This window comes from Catenulispora subtropica, assembly GCF_039531675.1.
Lineage (GTDB): Bacteria > Actinomycetota > Actinomycetes > Streptomycetales > Catenulisporaceae > Catenulispora > Catenulispora subtropica.
Map to the genome: position 1 here is coordinate 55,851 of NZ_BAAAQM010000027.1, position 17,075 is coordinate 72,925.

Annotated in this window: 14 protein-coding genes; 6 read left to right on the plus strand and 8 right to left on the minus strand. The window is 73.5% G+C overall.

Going from position 1 to position 17,075, the window contains the following annotated elements; all coding sequences use genetic code 11:
- Nucleotides 1-24 precede the first annotated feature (24 nt).
- Entirely contained in the window at nucleotides 25-3,165 is a 3,141-nt protein-coding gene (locus ABD466_RS23225; protein ID WP_344659252.1) for an ATP-binding protein, read from the plus strand.
- Here ABD466_RS23225 and ABD466_RS23230 read toward each other — a convergent pair.
- The 3 genes from ABD466_RS23230 to ABD466_RS23240 form a co-directional block, all read right to left on the minus strand.
- Nucleotides 3,149-3,913 (minus strand): ABC transporter permease, encoded by a 765-nt coding sequence (locus ABD466_RS23230; RefSeq protein ID WP_344659253.1) that lies wholly within the window; start codon nucleotides 3,911-3,913, stop codon nucleotides 3,149-3,151. The genes ABD466_RS23225 and ABD466_RS23230 overlap by 17 nt on opposite strands.
- Nucleotides 3,910-4,848: an ATP-binding cassette domain-containing protein gene (locus ABD466_RS23235; protein WP_344659254.1), complete on the minus strand. Its 939-nt coding sequence runs from the start codon at nucleotides 4,846-4,848 to the stop codon at nucleotides 3,910-3,912. Before ABD466_RS23235 ends, ABD466_RS23230 begins: the two co-directional genes overlap by 4 nt.
- Nucleotides 4,849-4,939: 91 nt before the next feature.
- Nucleotides 4,940-5,488, minus strand: coding sequence for a hypothetical protein (locus ABD466_RS23240; protein WP_344659255.1), 549 nt, complete (start codon nucleotides 5,486-5,488; stop codon nucleotides 4,940-4,942).
- A gap of 350 nt (nucleotides 5,489-5,838) precedes the next feature.
- Here ABD466_RS23240 and ABD466_RS23245 point away from each other — a divergent pair, with 350 nt between their 5' ends.
- Nucleotides 5,839-6,552, plus strand: a complete 714-nt coding sequence (locus ABD466_RS23245) for a CYTH domain-containing protein (protein WP_344659256.1) — start codon at nucleotides 5,839-5,841, stop codon at nucleotides 6,550-6,552.
- A 54-nt stretch (nucleotides 6,553-6,606) separates the two neighbouring features.
- Here ABD466_RS23245 and ABD466_RS23250 read toward each other — a convergent pair whose 3' ends face one another.
- Entirely contained in the window at nucleotides 6,607-7,692 is a 1,086-nt protein-coding gene (locus ABD466_RS23250) for a DUF5937 family protein (protein ID WP_344659257.1), read from the minus strand.
- 101 nt (nucleotides 7,693-7,793) lie between these two features.
- Between ABD466_RS23250 and ABD466_RS23255 the strand changes: the two genes are divergently transcribed.
- Nucleotides 7,794-9,092: an MFS transporter gene (locus ABD466_RS23255; protein WP_344659258.1), complete on the plus strand. Its 1,299-nt coding sequence runs from the start codon at nucleotides 7,794-7,796 to the stop codon at nucleotides 9,090-9,092.
- An 11-nt stretch (nucleotides 9,093-9,103) separates the two neighbouring features.
- Here the strand turns inward: ABD466_RS23255 and ABD466_RS23260 are convergent, their stop codons facing one another.
- From ABD466_RS23260 to ABD466_RS23270, 3 genes are all read right to left on the minus strand, one after another.
- Complete coding sequence (locus tag ABD466_RS23260; RefSeq protein WP_344659259.1) at nucleotides 9,104-9,562, minus strand: permease; 459 nt, start codon at nucleotides 9,560-9,562, stop codon at nucleotides 9,104-9,106.
- 406 nt (nucleotides 9,563-9,968) lie between these two features.
- Complete coding sequence (locus ABD466_RS23265; protein ID WP_344659260.1) at nucleotides 9,969-10,241, minus strand: hypothetical protein; 273 nt, start codon at nucleotides 10,239-10,241, stop codon at nucleotides 9,969-9,971.
- 71 nt (nucleotides 10,242-10,312) lie between these two features.
- Nucleotides 10,313-10,912: a TetR/AcrR family transcriptional regulator gene (locus ABD466_RS23270; protein ID WP_344659261.1), complete on the minus strand. Its 600-nt coding sequence runs from the start codon at nucleotides 10,910-10,912 to the stop codon at nucleotides 10,313-10,315.
- A 123-nt stretch (nucleotides 10,913-11,035) separates the two neighbouring features.
- Between ABD466_RS23270 and ABD466_RS23275 the strand changes: the two genes are divergently transcribed.
- Nucleotides 11,036-11,857 (plus strand): NAD(P)H-binding protein, encoded by an 822-nt coding sequence (locus ABD466_RS23275; RefSeq protein WP_344659262.1) that lies wholly within the window; start codon nucleotides 11,036-11,038, stop codon nucleotides 11,855-11,857.
- Nucleotides 11,858-11,895: 38 nt separating this feature from the next.
- Here ABD466_RS23275 and ABD466_RS23280 read toward each other — a convergent pair whose 3' ends face one another.
- Nucleotides 11,896-13,140, minus strand: coding sequence for a low temperature requirement protein A (locus ABD466_RS23280; protein ID WP_344659263.1), 1,245 nt, complete (start codon nucleotides 13,138-13,140; stop codon nucleotides 11,896-11,898).
- Between the two features lie 143 nt (nucleotides 13,141-13,283).
- On the opposite strand from ABD466_RS23280, the gene ABD466_RS23285 reads away from it, so the two are divergent.
- Both ABD466_RS23285 and ABD466_RS23290 read left to right on the plus strand, forming a co-directional pair.
- Nucleotides 13,284-15,146 carry an ATP-binding cassette domain-containing protein gene (locus tag ABD466_RS23285; RefSeq protein WP_344659264.1) on the plus strand — a complete coding sequence of 621 codons (1,863 nt, stop codon included), beginning with the start codon at nucleotides 13,284-13,286 and terminating at the stop codon, nucleotides 15,144-15,146.
- On the plus strand, nucleotides 15,143-16,948 hold the full coding sequence (locus ABD466_RS23290) for an ABC transporter ATP-binding protein (protein ID WP_344659265.1): 1,806 nt from the start codon (nucleotides 15,143-15,145) through the stop codon (nucleotides 16,946-16,948). Before ABD466_RS23285 ends, ABD466_RS23290 begins: the two co-directional genes overlap by 4 nt.
- Nucleotides 16,949-17,075 lie beyond the last annotated feature (127 nt).

Sequence of the window (17,075 nt, forward strand, 5' to 3'; positions counted from 1 at the left end):
CACGGCTCGTGACAGGATCGGCGCGTGCAGATCGCGATGCTGGGGCCGCTGGAGGTCCGCACGGACGACGGCGCCCCGGCCGATGTGCCCGGCGCGCGCCTGCGCGGACTGCTGATCGCCCTGGCGTTGCGCCCCGGGCACGTGGTGCCGAAGGCGGCGCTCGTCGACTGGATCTGGGGGGAGAACCCGCCCTCCGACGCCGCCAACGCGTTGCAACGCCTGGTCTCCCGGCTGCGCAAGGCGCTGCCCGGCGTGGTGATCGAGGGACAGACCGACGGCTACCGCCTCGTGGTGGATCCGGACGAGGTCGACGCGGTGCGCTTCGAGCGTCTCGTCGCCGCCGGACAGGCCGGTGCCGCCGACGTCTCCGCGCGGGTTCGGCTGCTGCGCGAGGCCCTGGGGCTGTGGCGCGGCGCGGCCATGCAGAACGTGGGCCTGCTGGACAGCGAGGCGTTCGACGCCGCGGTCGTGCGGCTCGACGGGCTGCGGCTGACCGCCTCCGAGGAGCGCTTCGACGCCGAACTCGCCCTCGGGCGCGGCGCGGAGCTGATCACCGAGCTGTCCGATCTGGTGGCCGCGCACCCGGTCCGGGAGCGGCTGACCGCCGCGCTGATGCGCGCGCTGGTCGCGGCCGGCCGGGACAGCGAGGCGCTGCTGGCGTACCAGAAGACGAGGGAGGCCCTGGCCGACGCGCTGGGGGCCGACCCTTCGCCGGAGCTCTCCGCCCTGCACGTCTCCCTGCTGCGCGGTGAGCTCGGCCGCCGCGAACAACCCCGCAGGTCCAACCTGCGCGCCGAGCTGACCAGCTTCGTCGGCCGGGACGCCGACGTGGCCGCGGTCCGCGCGCTGGTCGCCGAGCACCGGCTGACCACCGTGACCGGTCCGGGCGGCGCCGGCAAGACCCGGCTGGCCGAGGAGACCGCCGGCACGATGCTGGCCGACCTGCCGGACGGCGCGTGGCTGGTGGAGCTGGCCGCCATCGGCGCCGACGGCGACGTGGCGCAGGCCGCCCTGTCCGGGCTGGGCCTGCGCGACACCCTGCTCGGCGACACCTCCGACGCCGAGCCGGCCGACCGGTTCGTGGCCGCGGTCCGCGAGCGCGAGACGCTGCTGATCCTGGACAACTGCGAGCACGTGATCGAGGCCGCGGCGGTGTTCGCGCACCGGGTGCTCGGCGAGTGCCGGCGGCTGCGGATCCTGGCCACCAGCCGGGAGCCGCTGGGCATCACCGGCGAGGCGCTGTGGCCGGTCGAGCCGCTGGCGCTGCCCGGCGAGACCCCCGGCCCGGAGGAGATCGCGTCCTCGCCGGCGGTCCGCCTGTTCCGGGATCGGGCCCAGGCGGTGCGGCACGACCTGGCGGACGATCCCGCCACGCTGGCCACGATGGCCCGGATCTGCCGGGCCCTGGACGGTATGCCGCTGGCCATCGAACTGGCCGCGGCCCGGCTGCGCACCATGTCGGTGGACCAGCTCGCGGACCGCCTCGACGACCGGTTCCGCCTGCTCACCGGCGGCAGCCGGACCGCGCTGCCGCGGCACCGGACCCTGCGCGCGGTCGTCGACTGGAGCTGGGAGCTGCTCAGCGCCGCCGAACGCAGAGTACTGCGACGGCTCTCGGTGTTCTCCGGCGGCGCCGGCCTGGAGGCCGCCGAACAGGTCTGCGCCGGCGACGGAGTCGCCCCGGAGCAGGTCCTGGAACTGCTCACGGCGCTGACCGAGAAGTCGCTGCTGGTCGCCCGGGGCGAGGGCGCGCCGCGCTACCGGATGAGCGGCACCGTCAAGGAGTACGCCGCGCTGCGGCTCGCCGAGGCCGGCGAGACGGAGTCGGCGCGCCTGGCGCACCTGGCGTCGTTCACCGAGCTCACGGAGACCGCCGAGCCGCACCTGCGCCGCGCCGAGCAGCTGCGCTGGCTGGCGGTGCTCGAAGCCGAGCACGACAACATCGCCGCGGCCATGCGCGGCGCCCTGGCCTCCGGCGACGCGCAGGCGGCGATGCGGCTGGCGGCGGGCTCGGGCTGGTACTGGTGGCTCGGCGGGCACCGGGCCGAGGGCATCGAGCTGCTGACCGCCGCGGCGCGGATGCCCGGCGAGGTCTCCGACGTCGTCCGGGCCACGGTCTTCGCGATCATCGTGACGTTCGTGAGCGCCGGCCACGACCAGAACATCGCCACCGAGTGGATCCGCAAGGCCGAGCGGGCCGCCCGGGGCTGCCGCGCCGAACACCCCGGGATCGCGCTGGTGGGCCCGCTGGTCCGGCTGCTGGACGCGCCCGAGGAGGCGCTGTCCGCGTTCGAGCCGGCGCTGGAGGACCCGGATCCCTGGGTCCGGGCCGTGGCGCGGCTGCAGATGGGCAAGATGCGGATCATGTCCGGCTCCGGCAGCCACGATGGAGACGCCTATCTGGAGGCGGCGCTCGCCGAGTTCCGGGCGCTGGGAGAGCGGTTCGGGATCTCCTTCGCCCTGTCCGAGCTCGCCGAGCGGCTCGCCGTGCGCGGCGAGTTCGGGCGGGCGTGCGAGCTCTACGAGCAGGCCGTCGTGGTCGTCACCGAGGCCGGCGACGTGGAGGACGTCATCCGCATCCGGGCCCGGCAGGCGCTGCTGTTCTGGATGGCGGGCGACCGGGACGCCGCCCGGGCCGGCATCGCCGCCGCGGAACAAGGCGCGCGCCGGGTCACCTGGCCGAGCTCACTGGTCGAGCTGGCCCTGGCGAAGGCCGAGATCGCGCGGTGGAGCGGCGAGGTGGAGGAGTCCCGCCGCCAGGTCGGCATCGCGACGGACCTGCTGGGACCGCTGGCGCAGGAGCCGGGTTACCGCGCGCTGCTGCACAATCTGCTCGGCTACCTCGCCGAGGATCTCGGCCAGGCGCGCGCGCACCGGGCGGCGGCCTGGGAAGCGGTGCCCGAAGCCGGCCCCCTGTTGCTGAGCGCCAGTGTGCTCGTCGGGGTCGCGGACCTGGCGCTGCGCCTGGACCATCCCGAGCAGGCGGCCCGGCTGCTCGCGGCGGCGGCCGCCGTGCGCGGCCTGCCCGACCACCGCCACCCGGACGTGGCCCGCATCGAGGCGGAAGCTCGGAACCGCCTCGGCGACGCGGAGTACGCCGAGGCGGTTCGGGAGGGGGCGGCGGCCGACCGGCCGGGGCTGGTCGAGGTCACGCTCGCTTGGTGAACGTCGAGATCGCCCACACGTAGCCGAGGATCGCGAACCCGCCGCACCAGGCCAGCGCGGCGAACAGGTGGCCGTTCGAGGGGTGGTGCCCGGCCAGCAGGTCGCGCAGGGTCTCGATGATCGGCGTGAACGGCTGGTACTCGACGAACTGCCTCACCCCGGTCTTCATGGTGTCGGCCGGCACGAACGCGCTGCTCAGGAAGGGCAGCATGATCAGCGGCACGGTCCCCAGCGCCGCCGACTCCGGGGTCTTGGCGGCCAGCCCCATCGCGACGGTGAGCCAGCTGGTGGAGAACGCCATCAAGGCGATGACGCCGATCACCGCGAGCCACTGGCCGGCGTCCGCGCCGGAGCGGAAGCCGATGGCGAAGCCGACGCCGATGATCGCGCCGACGGCGATCAGGGCGCGCACCGTGGTGTTGACCACGTGGCCGGTCAGGACCGCGCCCCGGGAGACGTCCATGGTCTTGAACCGGTTGATGATGCCCTTGGTCATGTCGTCGTTGACGGCCGTCGCGGTGGGTCCGAGCCCGTAGGTGATGGCCATCACGATCAGGCCGGGCACCGCATAGTCGACATACTCGCCGGGGACCTTGAAGGCGCCGCCGAAGATGTAGACGAACATCAGCATCATGACGATGGGGAACAGGACGGCGTTGAAGACCGTGACCGGGTTCCGCAGCGTGTGCTTGAAGTTGCGGCGCAGCATGATCGCCGAGTCGCGCAGCGAAGTGGACGAGGTGCTCATTCTGCGTTCGCCTCCGTGGTGGCGTGTCCGGTCAGGGCGAGGAAGACGTCGTCGAGGTCGGGGGTGTGGACCGAGAACTCCTCGGCGTCCAGCGAGTGCTCGGCGAGGCGGTCCAGCAGGTCGCGCAGGGAGCGCGAGCCGCCGTCGCTGGGCACCCGCAGGCTCAGGTCCTGGTCGTCGCGCTTGGCGCCGGGCAGGATCCGCGCCGCGGCCTCCAGCCGCGGCTGGTCGGCGAAGCGCAGCCGCACGTGGGTGCCGGGGACCTGGCGCTTGAGCTGCTCCGGGGTGCCCTCGGCGACCAGGTGGCCCTGGTCCAGCACCACGATCCGGTCGGCGAGCTGGTCGGCCTCGTCGAGGTACTGGGTGGTGAGGAAGATGGTGGTGCCGTCGGCGACCAGTTCGCGGACGATCTGCCACATGGTGCGCCGGCTGCGCGGGTCCAGGCCGGTCGTGGGCTCGTCCAGGAAGATGATCTTCGGCGCGCCGACCAGCGTCATCGCCAGGTCCAGCTTGCGCCGCATGCCGCCGGAGTAGGTCGAGGCCATCTTCGGCGCGGCCTCGGTCAGTTCGAACCGCTCCAGCAGTCCGGACACGACCCGGTCCGCGTCCCCCACCCGCTTGAGGTCGGCCATCAGCTGCAGGTTCTCGCGCCCGGTCAGCAGCTCGTCGACGGCGGCGAACTGGCCGGTGACCCCGATGGCGGCGCGCACCTGCCTGGTCTGGGTGACCACGTCGTGGCCCGCGACCCGCACGGTGCCGGCGTCGGCGCCGAGCAGCGTCGTCAGGACGTTCACCGTGGTCGTCTTGCCGGCGCCGTTCGGACCGAGCATGGAGAAGACCGATCCCGAGGCGACCTCGAAGTCGATGCCGTCGAGCACGACCTTGTCGCCGTATGCCTTCCGCAGTCCCGCGACTGCGATCGCTGTGCTTTCCATGCTTCAACGGTGCCGAACTGCGCTGACGCGGCCCTGACACGGCGCTGACGCGGTGTCCGGGTGGTGTCGTCGCCCAGGCCCGGTCCGCGGGTCAGAACAGGCCGGCGACCGCCAGTATCAGCGCCGATACGCCGCCGCCGAAGATCATGGCCAACCCCGCCCGGCACACCGCTGTGGAGATGCGGAGCAGGCGGCCCTCCGGCCGCGCGAGCACCGCGCCGCCCAGGAACACCCCGATGCCGCCGACCGCTACGCCGACGAACAGGAACTCGGCCCAGGCGTCCAGGGCGTAGCCGGCACCGACCGGAGACACGGTGCCGTGGCCGTCGGAGGTGGCTTTCAGGACCTTGCCGATCCGGTAGGGCGAGGAAGAGGTGTCGTCCAGCCGCGACAGTCCCGGCACCGCGACACCGTTGTCGGCCGTGAACTCGCCGTAGCACTGATAGGTGGTGCCGCCACGCGAACCGCGGTGCGGATCGCACTCCGCCACGACGAGCCGCCCCGCCTGGCCCATCCATCCCGCGCGGCGTATGCCCTCCGTGGCGTGGGTGGCCGCGTAGACGAGGCCGATCGCCAGCATGACCGCCGCGGTGACGCCCAGCAGCACCCGGCGGCCGGGCGCCAGCGGCTTGCTTTCCACGCGCCGACGATACCCCGGCGGCGCGAAGTGCCCAGGCCGGTGAGAGCGCTGAGGGCGGCCGTGGCCCCGGTCCGCGTCGGATTGCGGACGGAGACGGGGCACCAGGTACAGCTGGATGACCTGGGCGTTCGCCGCAATCCCGACTGGGTTCGACCCGCCCCTGGTCCAGCCGTCGCCGAGTAAGCCCTCGGATATCAACGCGGGATGGTTAATAATGGAGCCTTTGTGTGCCGTCCAGCCGGGGTGGCGCCCGAACCGGCGGGAGGTGGCCGGCCCTGAAGGCTCTGGAGAAAGCAACGAGGAAGGCTGCCCGCCGCGCGTGGCGGATGCCCGGGGACGACGTGGACCGGATGTTCACCCTGGTTCGCGAGGTCGGGCACGTGGAACTGAAGTTCACGGTCGCCGAGCCGTCCCATGAAGCCCTGCGCGCGGCGCTCGGAGCCGGCTCCGAGCGGATCCGGAACGTGTACTACCTCGACACGCCCGACCTGACGCTGCGCCACCACGGGGTTCTGGTGCGCGTTCGGGGCGGCCAGCGGCCCAACGACTCGGTGGTCAAGCTGCGGCCGATCGACCCGGCTGGGGTTCCCGCCGCCATGCGCCGGTGCGCGGACTTCACTGTCGAGGTGGATGTGACGCCGGACAGCTTCATATGCTCCGGTGCCCTTAAGCGCCGGTTGGGGCGGAATGCCGTGGAGCGGGCGGTCAGCGGCAAGGAGAGTCTGCGGTCGTTGTTCTCTGAGCAGCAGCTGGCGCTGCTTCATGGGCGGGTCGACGGACGGGCTGCCAAAACGGTCGCGGTCGACGGATTGGAGGCGCTGGGTCCGGTCGAGGTGCATCGCACGCGGCCTCGGCCCGACGGTCCGGGCCGAGGACTCGAACTGCAGGAGTGGACGTATCCCGACGGCTCCCGGCTGCTGGAGGTGTCGACGCGGTGCACGGCCGAGCATCTGCTGCAGACGGCGGCGCATGCGCGGTCCTTCTTGGACCGGCATGACATCGCCTTGTCGGGGCCTTGTCCGACGAAGGCGGATGCGACGCTGGCTTACTTCACACGGCGGTGAAGGCTTGATACGGCCTTCGGCCACAGTGCCGAAGGTCCGCGGGGATTTGCCAGGTCAGCGCAGAACCGCGGCAAGCAGATCGGCGCCCAGCGTCGTCGTGGCGGACAAGTCCAGCCGGTAGTGCACGTAGCGGCCCCGCCGCTCCGTCGTCAGCAACCCGGCTCGCCGCAGCGCCGCCAGATGGCGCGATACCTCCGGTGGCGTCAGGTCCCAGGCGTGGGCCAGCTCGCCGGTGGTGTGCGGGCCCCGTGCCAGTGTCCGCACCAGGCGCAGCCGCACCGGATGGGCAAGCGCCTCCAGCCGCAGCTGCATCGTCTCCAGGGACACCGCTTGCGGCGCGGCGGTCCGCGCCACCGGGTACTGCACCACCGGACGCCATCCCACGGCGTGTACCGCGACCAGGTGCGGATGGCCGTACACGCTGGGCAGGAACGTGACCCCGGCCTCGCGTCCGGAGGTCGTGTTGTCCTGCAGCTTGTCCAGCACGATGGCGCTCCCGTCCGGATCCAGCCGGACCATCGCCGACACCGCCGCCAGGGCCGCCCCCAGGCCCTGCCGCTCGCGCAGGTCCACCTTGTGCCGGATGTCGGCGGTGAGCTGGGGCACGACGCCCGGCCACGCCGCGTCGAAGAAGGCCTGCGCGCACCACTCCAACGTCTGCCGCACCCGGGACCGTACCGCGGCGGGGTCGGCGAGGAGCCGCTCGGCGAACGCCTCCTGGGCCGCGCCTCGGGCCTGTGCCAGGTCGAGCGCGCGTTCGCGGGCGGCGGGATCGGCCAACGGGGAGCGTCCCGGGAACGTCAGCCGGCTGCTGCCGCAGGTGGTGATGAGCGCCGACGCCACGTAGGCCTCGTCGTCGAGGCGGTCCACGTCATCGAGCTCCTCGCCGAGGGTCCGCCGGGGGCGTGCGGGGACCAGGAAGTCGGCCCTCGACGAGCGCCACAGGAACTCCGCCTCTTGGAGCCGCTCGGTCAACTCGGCCGACAGCGTGGCGCGCACCCCGGCAGCCCACGCGGCGAGGTCCGGGTGGTGGTCCGTGGCGGCCAGCGCATGCAGCATCGAGGCCAGCTCCGCCAGGGGTGAGGCGGTGAACTGGACGCGGTCCGGCGCCAGGCCGGTGATGTCGATGCGCAGGCTCACAGCACCCATGATCGCCGCTTCACCGCCGGTCCGCGGCGTCGATTGACGCGAACCGTCAACCCGCGTGCCTGAACGGGGCGCGCGGGCGCACCGTTGCCGCCATGAGCGCACCCCCGATCGCCCGCATCCCGGCCGATTCGCCGAGCCCCGCCGAGCCGAGCCGGACCGGTTCGAAGACGAGTGTCACGAAGCCGGCCGCAGCCGTCCGCTCCCCTGAACCCGCCGCGCCCAACCTCAAGGTCGCGGACCTGGTGCGGGCCGGAGGCGGTCGCCGCTACGCCGTCGCTCTGGCGGTCGACGCGCTCGGCACCGGCCTGCTGCGTCCGTTCCTGCTGCTCTACGGCATCAAGGTCCTGGGGCTGTCGGGCCCCGCGACCGGGGCCGCCATGACCGGGGGCATCGTCGTCGGCCTGGCGGCGATGCCGGCTGTCGGCCGTTGGCTGGACCGGGGGGCGCGCTCGACCGTGGTGGCGGCGTCGATGCTGGTGCGGGTGGTCGGGACCGTCCTGCTGCTGGCCGTGCCGGCGGGGAGCCTGGGTCTGTTCGCCGCCGCCTGCCTGTTCCTCGGCATCGGCAACCAGGCTTGGCCCGCCGCGCACGCCGCGCTCGTGGCCACCGTCGCCGAGGGCCGTGCCCGGGACGCCGCGCTGGCCGCCGCCCGCTCGCTCCGGAACGCCGGCTTGGGAGTCGGCGCGCTCATCGCCATGGCCGCCCTGGCCGGCGGAGCCTCCACGCTCCGAGCCGTCGCCGCCGTGACCGGTGTCAGCTATCTGACCGCGGCGGCGCTGGCCTGGTCGGTCCACGTCCGTACCGAGCCCGCGGCGGCCACCGCTCACGGCGATGCCGGTGAGCCCGCGCCGCGCATGAGCGCCCTCTTGGCCGCCAACGTCGTCTATGTCTTCTGCCTCAACGTCCCCGAAATCGCGCTGCCGCTGGTGCTGGTCACGCGGCTTCACGCCTCGCCGGCCTGGTCGGCGGGCATCTTCGTGACCAACACCGTCCTGGTGGTCACCCTCCAGGTCGCCGTGACCGTCTGGATGGCCCGCTTCTCCCGCCGCACGGCCCTGTCCATCGCCGGAGTCATCCTCGCGGCGTCGTATCTCGGGTTCCTCGCCGCGACCCCGTTGGGTGGCGGCTGGGGCGCGCCGGCGATCGCCGCCGTGTCGGTGGTCTGCACGCTCGGCGAGATCGTGTACGCCGGCGCGGCCACCCCGCTCGTCGCCGCTGTCGCTCCGCCCCGGGTTCTCGGCCGCGCGCTGGCCCGGTTCCAGCTTTCCACCGGCTTCGGCCTGGCCGTGTCGCCGGCGGTCATCACGGGCCTGGCGGCTGCCGGACCGGTCGCCTTGTGGGGCGGCCTCGCCGCCGCGACGCTGGTCTCCGCCGCCGTGGTGGCGAGGTGAGCCCGGCCGGGCTAGGTCGCGGCGGGCGGGGTGGCCGCTGGAGGGCGTCCCCGCCGCCGAAAGGCGACGATCAGGGCCACGAACACCGCGATCGCCACCAGCGCGCCGATCAGTGTCGCGCCCCGGAACATCGGGGCTTGCACATCCATCGTGCGCTGCCCGGCGTGCGACCCGCTCCCGCTGCCGAGCGTCACGCCGAGCGTCATCAGGTTCGGGGCGGCCAGCAGCACCGCGACCGCGATCCAGAGCGCCATGATCTTCCAGCTCAGGTTCCGTCCCAGGGTGATCCACAGCAGGCCCAACGGCAGGATCGTGAACACCACCCCGAAGCAGAACCCCAACAGCGCCCCGGTCGCGAGCCGGCCGTTGACCGAGTGCCCGACATGGTTCGCCCACCAGCGCGGGATGAACGCCGCCGCGACGAAGTAGATGCCGACCAGCGCGACCAGAAGGACGGCCCCCGTGACCACCCGACGCTTCCAGTCCCGGCGGGATGGGGCCGGTGGCGGGGCGGCCGGAGCCGGGGCTGGAGCAGGGGCTGGAACCGGGGCCGGAGCAGATATCGGCTCGGCGGCGGCAGTACCCGGGACATCGCCGGTGTCGGACTCACCCATGGCACCGATGCTCGCAGCAGGCGGCCGCCACCGCCCTGCGCTGCTGAGCCGTCCCGCCGTCGGGCCGGTCAACCGGTTGCACTCCGGACCCGCTGGTCACACGCGTAACGCGTCGTCCCCGGGCCGTCCGGAGGGCCGGCTGAGCTCGTGGACGTCAGCCGGCAGGCGATGGACGACGCCGACCGTGCGGGTCCGGTCGGCGTCGTCGGCGACGGCACACGCGGCGCGGTGCCGCGGTGCCGGGGTGCCGCGCAGAGGCTCCTCAGCTCGCGGAGCCGGGCGGCGGGCCGGGCTTCGGCGTGGGCGGCCCGGGCTTCGGCGGAGGCGGTCCGGGCTTGGGGGCCGGCTTCGGCGGGGCGTCCGGAGCCGGCCCGCCCGCCGCCGCGCCCTTCGTCTCCTTCAGCCTGTCAGACGCCTTGTTCCACGCCTTCTCCGCGGCGTCGCCGAGGTCGTCCCACGCCGCCTTGGCGACGTCGCCGAGTTTGTCCGCGGCCTCCCCCAGCTTGGCCTTGAACTCCTCGTAGCTGGTGCTCATCCGGGTCCTTCCGTCGCAGGCTGCCCCCACCTGCGAGTCGATCACGCCCCCGGCCGGGTGTCGACTCGGACTCAGGCGAGCGTGTCGACCCAGTCCGCGAGGCGGCGTCCCTGCACGCTCATCACCTCGGGATCGCGCAGGACGTTGGTGAGCACGGCCATGCCCTGATAGGCGGCGACGAACGCGATGGCCAGGTCGTGGGCGTCGGCGCCCCGGCCCATCTGCTCGAACTGGCCCTCGACCCACGTGATCAGGGCCCGCATGACCTCGGCGGCGGCCCGGTCCAGGCCGTCCTCGCGCTTGTCGAGCTCGGTGGCCAGGGTGCCGAACGGGCAGCCGAAGCGCGCGGCGGTCTCCCGCTGGTCGATCCAGCCGCCGATCAGGGCCTTGAGCCGGTCGGCGGGCGCGGGCAGCCGGTCCAGTTCGCCGGTGGCGGCGCGCAGCCCGTCGAGATGGCTCCCGATCGCGGCCCCGACGAGCTGGTCCTTGGTCTTGAAGTAGTAGTAGACGTTGCCCAGCGGCACGTCGGCGGCCGTGGCGATGTCGCTCAGGGTCGTGCGTTCGACGCCCTGCTGGTGGAACACCCGCGCCGCCGCCGAGGCCAGGCGTTCGCGCTTGCCGCCGCGGGAGGGCCGGGCCGAGGCGCCCGCCGCCGGTTTTGAGTCAGTCACCTAACTGAGAATAGACAGGGCCGGCCGCGGTCCGCTACCGTTCAACTCAGTTAGCCAACTAACTCACTCGCTGTCGAGGCGGGATGAGCCGCATCTTCGCTGTCTTCATGAATGGGGAGAATCATGATCGTCGTCACGGGCGCCACGGGGAACGTCGGCCGGGCCCTGGTCCGCACACTGGTCGAGGCCGGGCAGGAGGTCACCGCCGTGGCCCGCCGGATCGAGCCGGGTGACGTGCCCGCCGGGGTGCGCGCGGTCGCCGCGGACCTCGGCGACCCGGCGAGTCTGGAGCCGGCGCTGGCGGGCGCCGACGCGCTGTTCCTGCTGGTCGCCGGGGAGGACCCGGCCGGCGTGCTGGACCGGGCCGAGGCCGCCGGGGTGTCCAAGGTGGTGCTGCTGTCCTCGCAGGGCGTGGGCACGCGCCCCGGCGTCTACGCGCACGCCGCGGGGTTCGAGCAGGCCGTGGCCGGGTCCGGGCTGCGTCACACGATCCTGCGCTCGGGCGGGATGGCCTCCAACACCATGGCGTGGATCGAGCCGATCCGCGCGCACCGCACCGCGGCCGCGCCGTTCGCCGACACCGGCCTGCCGTTCGTCGACCCCGACGACGTCGCCGCCGTGGCCGCCGCGGTGCTCACCGAAGAAGGCCACGACGGCGCCACCTATGTCCTCACCGGTCCGGAGGCGACCACCCCGCGCCAGCGCGCCGAGGCGATCGCGCGGGCGATCGGGGCGCCGGTGACGTTCGTGGAGCAGACCCGGGAGGAGGCCCGCGAGCAGATGTCCGCCTTCATGCCGGCACCGGTGGTCGAAGGCACGCTGGCGATCCTCGGCGAGCCCACCGCCGCCGAGCGGACGCCGAGCCCGGACGTCGAGAAGGTGCTCGGCCGGCCCGCCGCGCCGTTCGCCGCCTGGGCCGCCCGCCACGCCGCCCTGTTCGCCTGACGGCCGCGGCCGTCCGACGCGCTGGGCGGGCCCTCCGGCTACCGGCTCAGCGCGTCGGACACGTGGCGGCTGCCGATGGTCTCGTGCCCGATGACGGAGATCACCGGCGCGGCCGTCAGGACCACGAGACACCAGGCGATGCCGACCCCGGCCGCGGCGAGCAGGACGGCCAGCACCAGGACCGCGGCGGTCGCCGTCAGGAGCAGGGCGTGGACGGGGTCGGTCTTGCGGAGGAAGACCCAGCCGAAAGTGTAGACCGCGCCGACGAAGACGGCGATCGGGATCGCGACGGCCGTGACCGTGCCGGTCCGGCCGAGCGTGCTCCGGCCCTGCGACAGGGACGCGGCGGCGTGCAGCCCGGCACCGGTCGCGGAGGTCGAGGACAGCAGCAGGATGTGGTTCACGCTCCAGATCGCGGACCGCTCGCGGTGTCGCTCCAGCACCTCGCCCCACGGCGCCGCGAAGTACATCCACCACATGCCGAAGGTCAGCCCGATGCCGGCCACCGCCAGCAGCACCGCGTCGGCCGTCCAGCCGTGGTCGGCGTGCACGAGGGCGTTGAGGGCGGCGACGGTTCCGAAGACCCCCTCCCCCAATGTGACCAGGATGAGCAGCCCGTACCGTTCGGCGATGTGGCGGGCGTGCCACGGCGTCGGCTTCTTGTGCTCGGCGACCCAGGGCCCGACGACGTCCAGGAGCAGGAAGCCGGAGCCGGTGAGCACGAACGTCAGCAGCGGAAGCCCGGCGAAGGCCAGCACCGTCCACCCGATCTGCGCGATCCCGATGCTCAGTATGTGCGCGCGGGCCGCCGCCGCCTGCGGCGAGTCGCCGCGCGCCACCCGCCACCACAACGACACCATGGACAGCCGCATCACGATGTAGCCGAGTGCCATGACCCTGACGTCCACCGCCCCGCCGGCGGCGACCGAGACGAACATGTCCTGGATCCCCAGCGACACGACGACGACTCCGACCATCTGCACCATCGTGGCGACACGGAACACCCAGTCGTCGTTGTCGTAGGCCGAGGTGAACCACGAGTAGTCGCCCCACGCCACCACGATCGCCGTCACCGCCGTGGCGAACCCCGCGACCTCCGTCCCGACGCGCCCCTGCGCCAGATAGTGCGCCGCCTGTTCGGCCGCCGTGCCGAACGCGACGACGAAGACCAGGTCGTAGAGCAGTTCCAGCGGTGTGGAGGAACGGAACCGCTCCTGCGGATCGCGGCCGGACAGCGGGCGGAGGTGGTGGTCGGTCGGGCGACGCAGCTCCTGGGTGGTCATCACTGCTCCTCGGGATCGCGGTGTATCTCCAAGGTGGCGTGGCGGGGCGCCGGTCGAACCGGTGGCGGTCCCTGGCCCGGGCCCTGGGATCCGCGTGGGAAAATCCCGTGCCCCGGGTCCGGAGGCACTCCTATCCTTCGCGGGTGATCGAGACCCCGCAGCGCTTGGTCGACACCCGCTTCGCTCCAGGCGCCTTCCGTCCGTCCGTGCTGCGCGAGGTCGCGGCCGAGCGCGTCAGCCTGCTGCGTTTGCTGCGCCACGCCGGGACCGGCACGGTCGCTGCGCTGGTCGCGGTGGAGACGGCCGGCGTGGCGGCGGTCGCGTTCGGGGCGGTCGCGACCGGGTGGCTGGTCGGCGCGGTCGCCACGGCCCACGGGTTCCGGCCGGTGCCGGGGCCGCTGCTGGTGGTCGTGGGGATGGTGCTGGCCGACCGGTGCGCGCAGGTGGTCCGGTCCGTGCCCGGGGCGGTGGCGGCCCGGCGCGTGGACGGGGCGGTGCGGTCGCGGGTGCGGCGGATCGCCCTGGCGCCGGCCGAGATCGGCCATCTCGACGACGCGGAGTTCCGCGAAGACGTGGAACGGGCCGTCGACCTGGGGATCGGGTGGCGGACCCGGTCGCCGGGCAACGCCGCGGTCGGACAGCTGACCCTGACGTTCCGGGTGATCACCGCGATGGCGGCGGCCGCCGTGGTCGCGGTGCACTTCCCCCTGCTCGCGGTCGGGCTGTTCGCGCTGTCGCTGGGAATGCGGACGCTGACGCGCCGGCAGTGGATGTGGATGACCGCGATGGACGACTCCCGGATGGACGAGTACCGCAAAGGGCAGTATTTCGCGGAGCTGCTGAGCGGGGCCGGGGCGGCGAAGGACGTGCGGCTGTTCGGGCTGGCGGACTGGCTGCTGGCCCGGTTCCGCACCGCGCAGCTGGCGGCGCGGCAGCCGTCGTGGGAGGTCCGGTCGTTCGTGCTGCGGAGGCAGGGACCGGCGTTCGCGCTCGCGGCGGTCAGCGCCGCCGTGACGGTGGTCGTGCTCGGCGCCTCCGGACAGAGCCCGGCCACGGTGGCCCGCTGCCTGGTCGCCTCGTGGGCCGTCATGGAGTTGTGCTCGATCGGGCCGGAGGTGTTCGAGATCGACTACGGCGTGGCGACCGTGCGGGCCCTCGATCGGGTGGTCGCCCGCCACGCCACCGCCGCGCCCACCGCGACCGGATCCCCGCCCCCGCCCTCGACCGGCCGTCCGCCGCACATCCGCTTCGAGAACGTCACCTTCGCCTACCGCGGCGCCGACCGCCCGGTCCTCGACGGCCTCACACTGGACGTCCCGCCCGGCCGGACGCTGGCGGTCGTCGGCGTGAACGGCGCCGGCAAGACGACGCTGATGAAGCTGCTGGCCGGGCTCCACCACCCGGACTCCGGCCGCGTCACGGTCGACGGCGTCGATCTGCGCGAGCTCGACCCGACCGCCTGGCGCACCCGGATCAGCGCGCTGTTCCAGGACTTCGTCCACTACGGCACCACCGTCGGCGACAACGTCGCCTTGTCGGCGCCCGAGTTCCTGGACGACGCCGCGGGCGTCCGCGCCGCGCTCGAAGCCGCCGGGGCCGCCGACGTCGTCGCCGGGCTGCCCCACGGGATCGCCACCACGCTGTGGCGCGGCGGCGAACACGGCGTCGACTTGTCCGGCGGCCAGTGGCAGAAGCTGGCGATCGCCCGCGTCCTGTTCGCCGCCGCGCACGGCCGCGACCTGCTCGTCCTCGACGAGCCGACCGCGCACCTGGACGTGGAGGCCGAGCAGGAGTTCAACGACCGGGTGACCGCCGGCGCCCGCGGCGCCTCGGTGGTGCTGATCTCGCACCGGCTGTCGAACGTGCGCGGCGCCGACCGGATCGTCGTGCTGGACGGCGGCCGGATCGCCGAGTCCGGCACCCACGAGGAGCTGATGGCCGCGGACGGCGGGTACGCCGCGCTGTTCCGCTTGCAGGCGGCGCGATTCGCGAAGGCGGAGACATGACGCACCGTCTGCGACAGAACCTCGCGTTGCTCCGCCACCTGAGCACGCTGGCCTGGCGGGCGAGCCGCGGCGAGACGGCGGCCTCGGCGGCGATGCACATCGTCGTGATCTTCGGCAGCGCGGGCGTGGCGCAGAGCCAGCGCTGGGTGATCGACGGCCTGCGCACGCACGCCCGCGACCGAAGCCTGACCTGGCTCCTCCTGCCGGCCGCCGTCGCCGCGTTCGCGCAGGCGGCGTCGACCATCTCGACCCGCGTCGCCGCCAACGTCGCCGTGGGCCTCGTGCAGAAGGTCGACGTCGAGCTGTCCGAGGAGATCCTCGGCCACGCGGCCCGCGTCCCCACGATCGAGCACCTGGAGCGGGCCGACTACCTGGACCGTGTCTACTCGGCCGCCAAGGGCAGCGGGGCGCTGGCCGCGCTGGTCCGGTCGGTCACCGCGACCACGGTGTGCGCGCTCATGCTGGCCCTGAGCGTCTGGCTGCTCGCCCTCGTGCACCCGGCGCTGATCCTGCTCGGCGTGACCACGATGCCGGTCATCGTGCTGGCCCGCCGCGGCCAGGCCGCGCTGCGTCGCGTGCACGACGAGACCGCCGAGGCCACCCGGCTCGAATCGGACCTGAACGGCCTGCTCCTGGACCCCGCCGCCGCCAAGGAGATCCGGATCAGCGGTTCCGGGCCGGAGCTGTCTGCGCGCGCCGACCGCTTGTGGGCCGACGTGACCGGCGCCCAGCACAGAGTCCTGGTACGGAACGCCGTGTCGGAGGCTGTGGGCTGGTCGTGCTACGTCCTCGGCCTGGCCGGCGCGCTGGCCCTGGTCGCGCACGAGGTGATCGCGGGACGGATCGGGATGGGCGCCCTGGTGCTGGTGGTCTCGCTGTCCGCGCAGCTGCGCTGGCAACTCGGGGCGTTGCAGGAGAACTACCGGCAGGCCGCGGAGGCCGGCCGCGTCGCGGGGCACTACCGCTGGCTGCGGGACCACGCGCGCGGCACCGCGGACCCGGCTCCGGCGCCCGCGCCCGAGCGGCTCGCCGACGGCATCACCCTGGAGGGCGTCACCTTCGGCTACCCGGGGAGCGACGAGCCGGTGCTGCGGTCGGTCAGCGCGCACCTGCCCGCCGGATCGGTCGTCGGCCTGGTCGGGATCAACGGTGCGGGCAAGTCGACGCTGGTCAAGCTTCTGACCGGTCTGTATCGGCCGACGTCGGGGCGGATCCTGGTCGACGGGCGGCCGCTGGCCGCCGTCGATCCGAAGGCGTGGGCGGCGGCCTCGTGCGGGGTGTTCCAGGGTTTCGCGCGGCTTCAGCTCCTCGTGCGCGAGGCCGTCGGCGTCGGCGACTTGTCAGCCCTCGACGACACCGTCGCGGTCACCGGTGCGCTGGCCGCCGCGGGCGCCACACAGCTCGTCGCGGACCTGCCCGACGGCCCGGAGACGCAGCTCGGCACGCTGTTCGGCGGCGTCGACCTGTCCGGCGGCCAGTGGCAGCGGCTGGCCCTGGCCCGCGGCATGATGCGCACCGCGCCGCTGCTGCTGATCCTCGACGAGCCGACCGCGGCGCTGGATCCGCAGGCGGAGCACGACCTGTTCGAGAACTTCGCGCGGCACGCGCGCGCGGCGGCGGCGCGCACCGGCGCCGTCACGGTCCTGGTCTCGCACCGGTTCTCGACGGTGAGCATGGCCGACCACGTCATCGTCATCGCCGACGGCCGCGTCGCGGAGTCCGGCAGCCACCGCGATCTGCTGGCGTCCGGCGGCCGGTACGCGGAGCTGTACGCGACGCAGGCGAGGGCCTACGAAGCCTGATTTCAAAGCCCTTCACAGTTTTACCGCCCCACCTCTGTCCCGGTTGTGAATCCCCCTGTCGGGAAAGGCCTCCGAACCTCGACTCTCTGCTGCGGGCCATCAGCCCCCACCGCCCCCACGCGGTGTC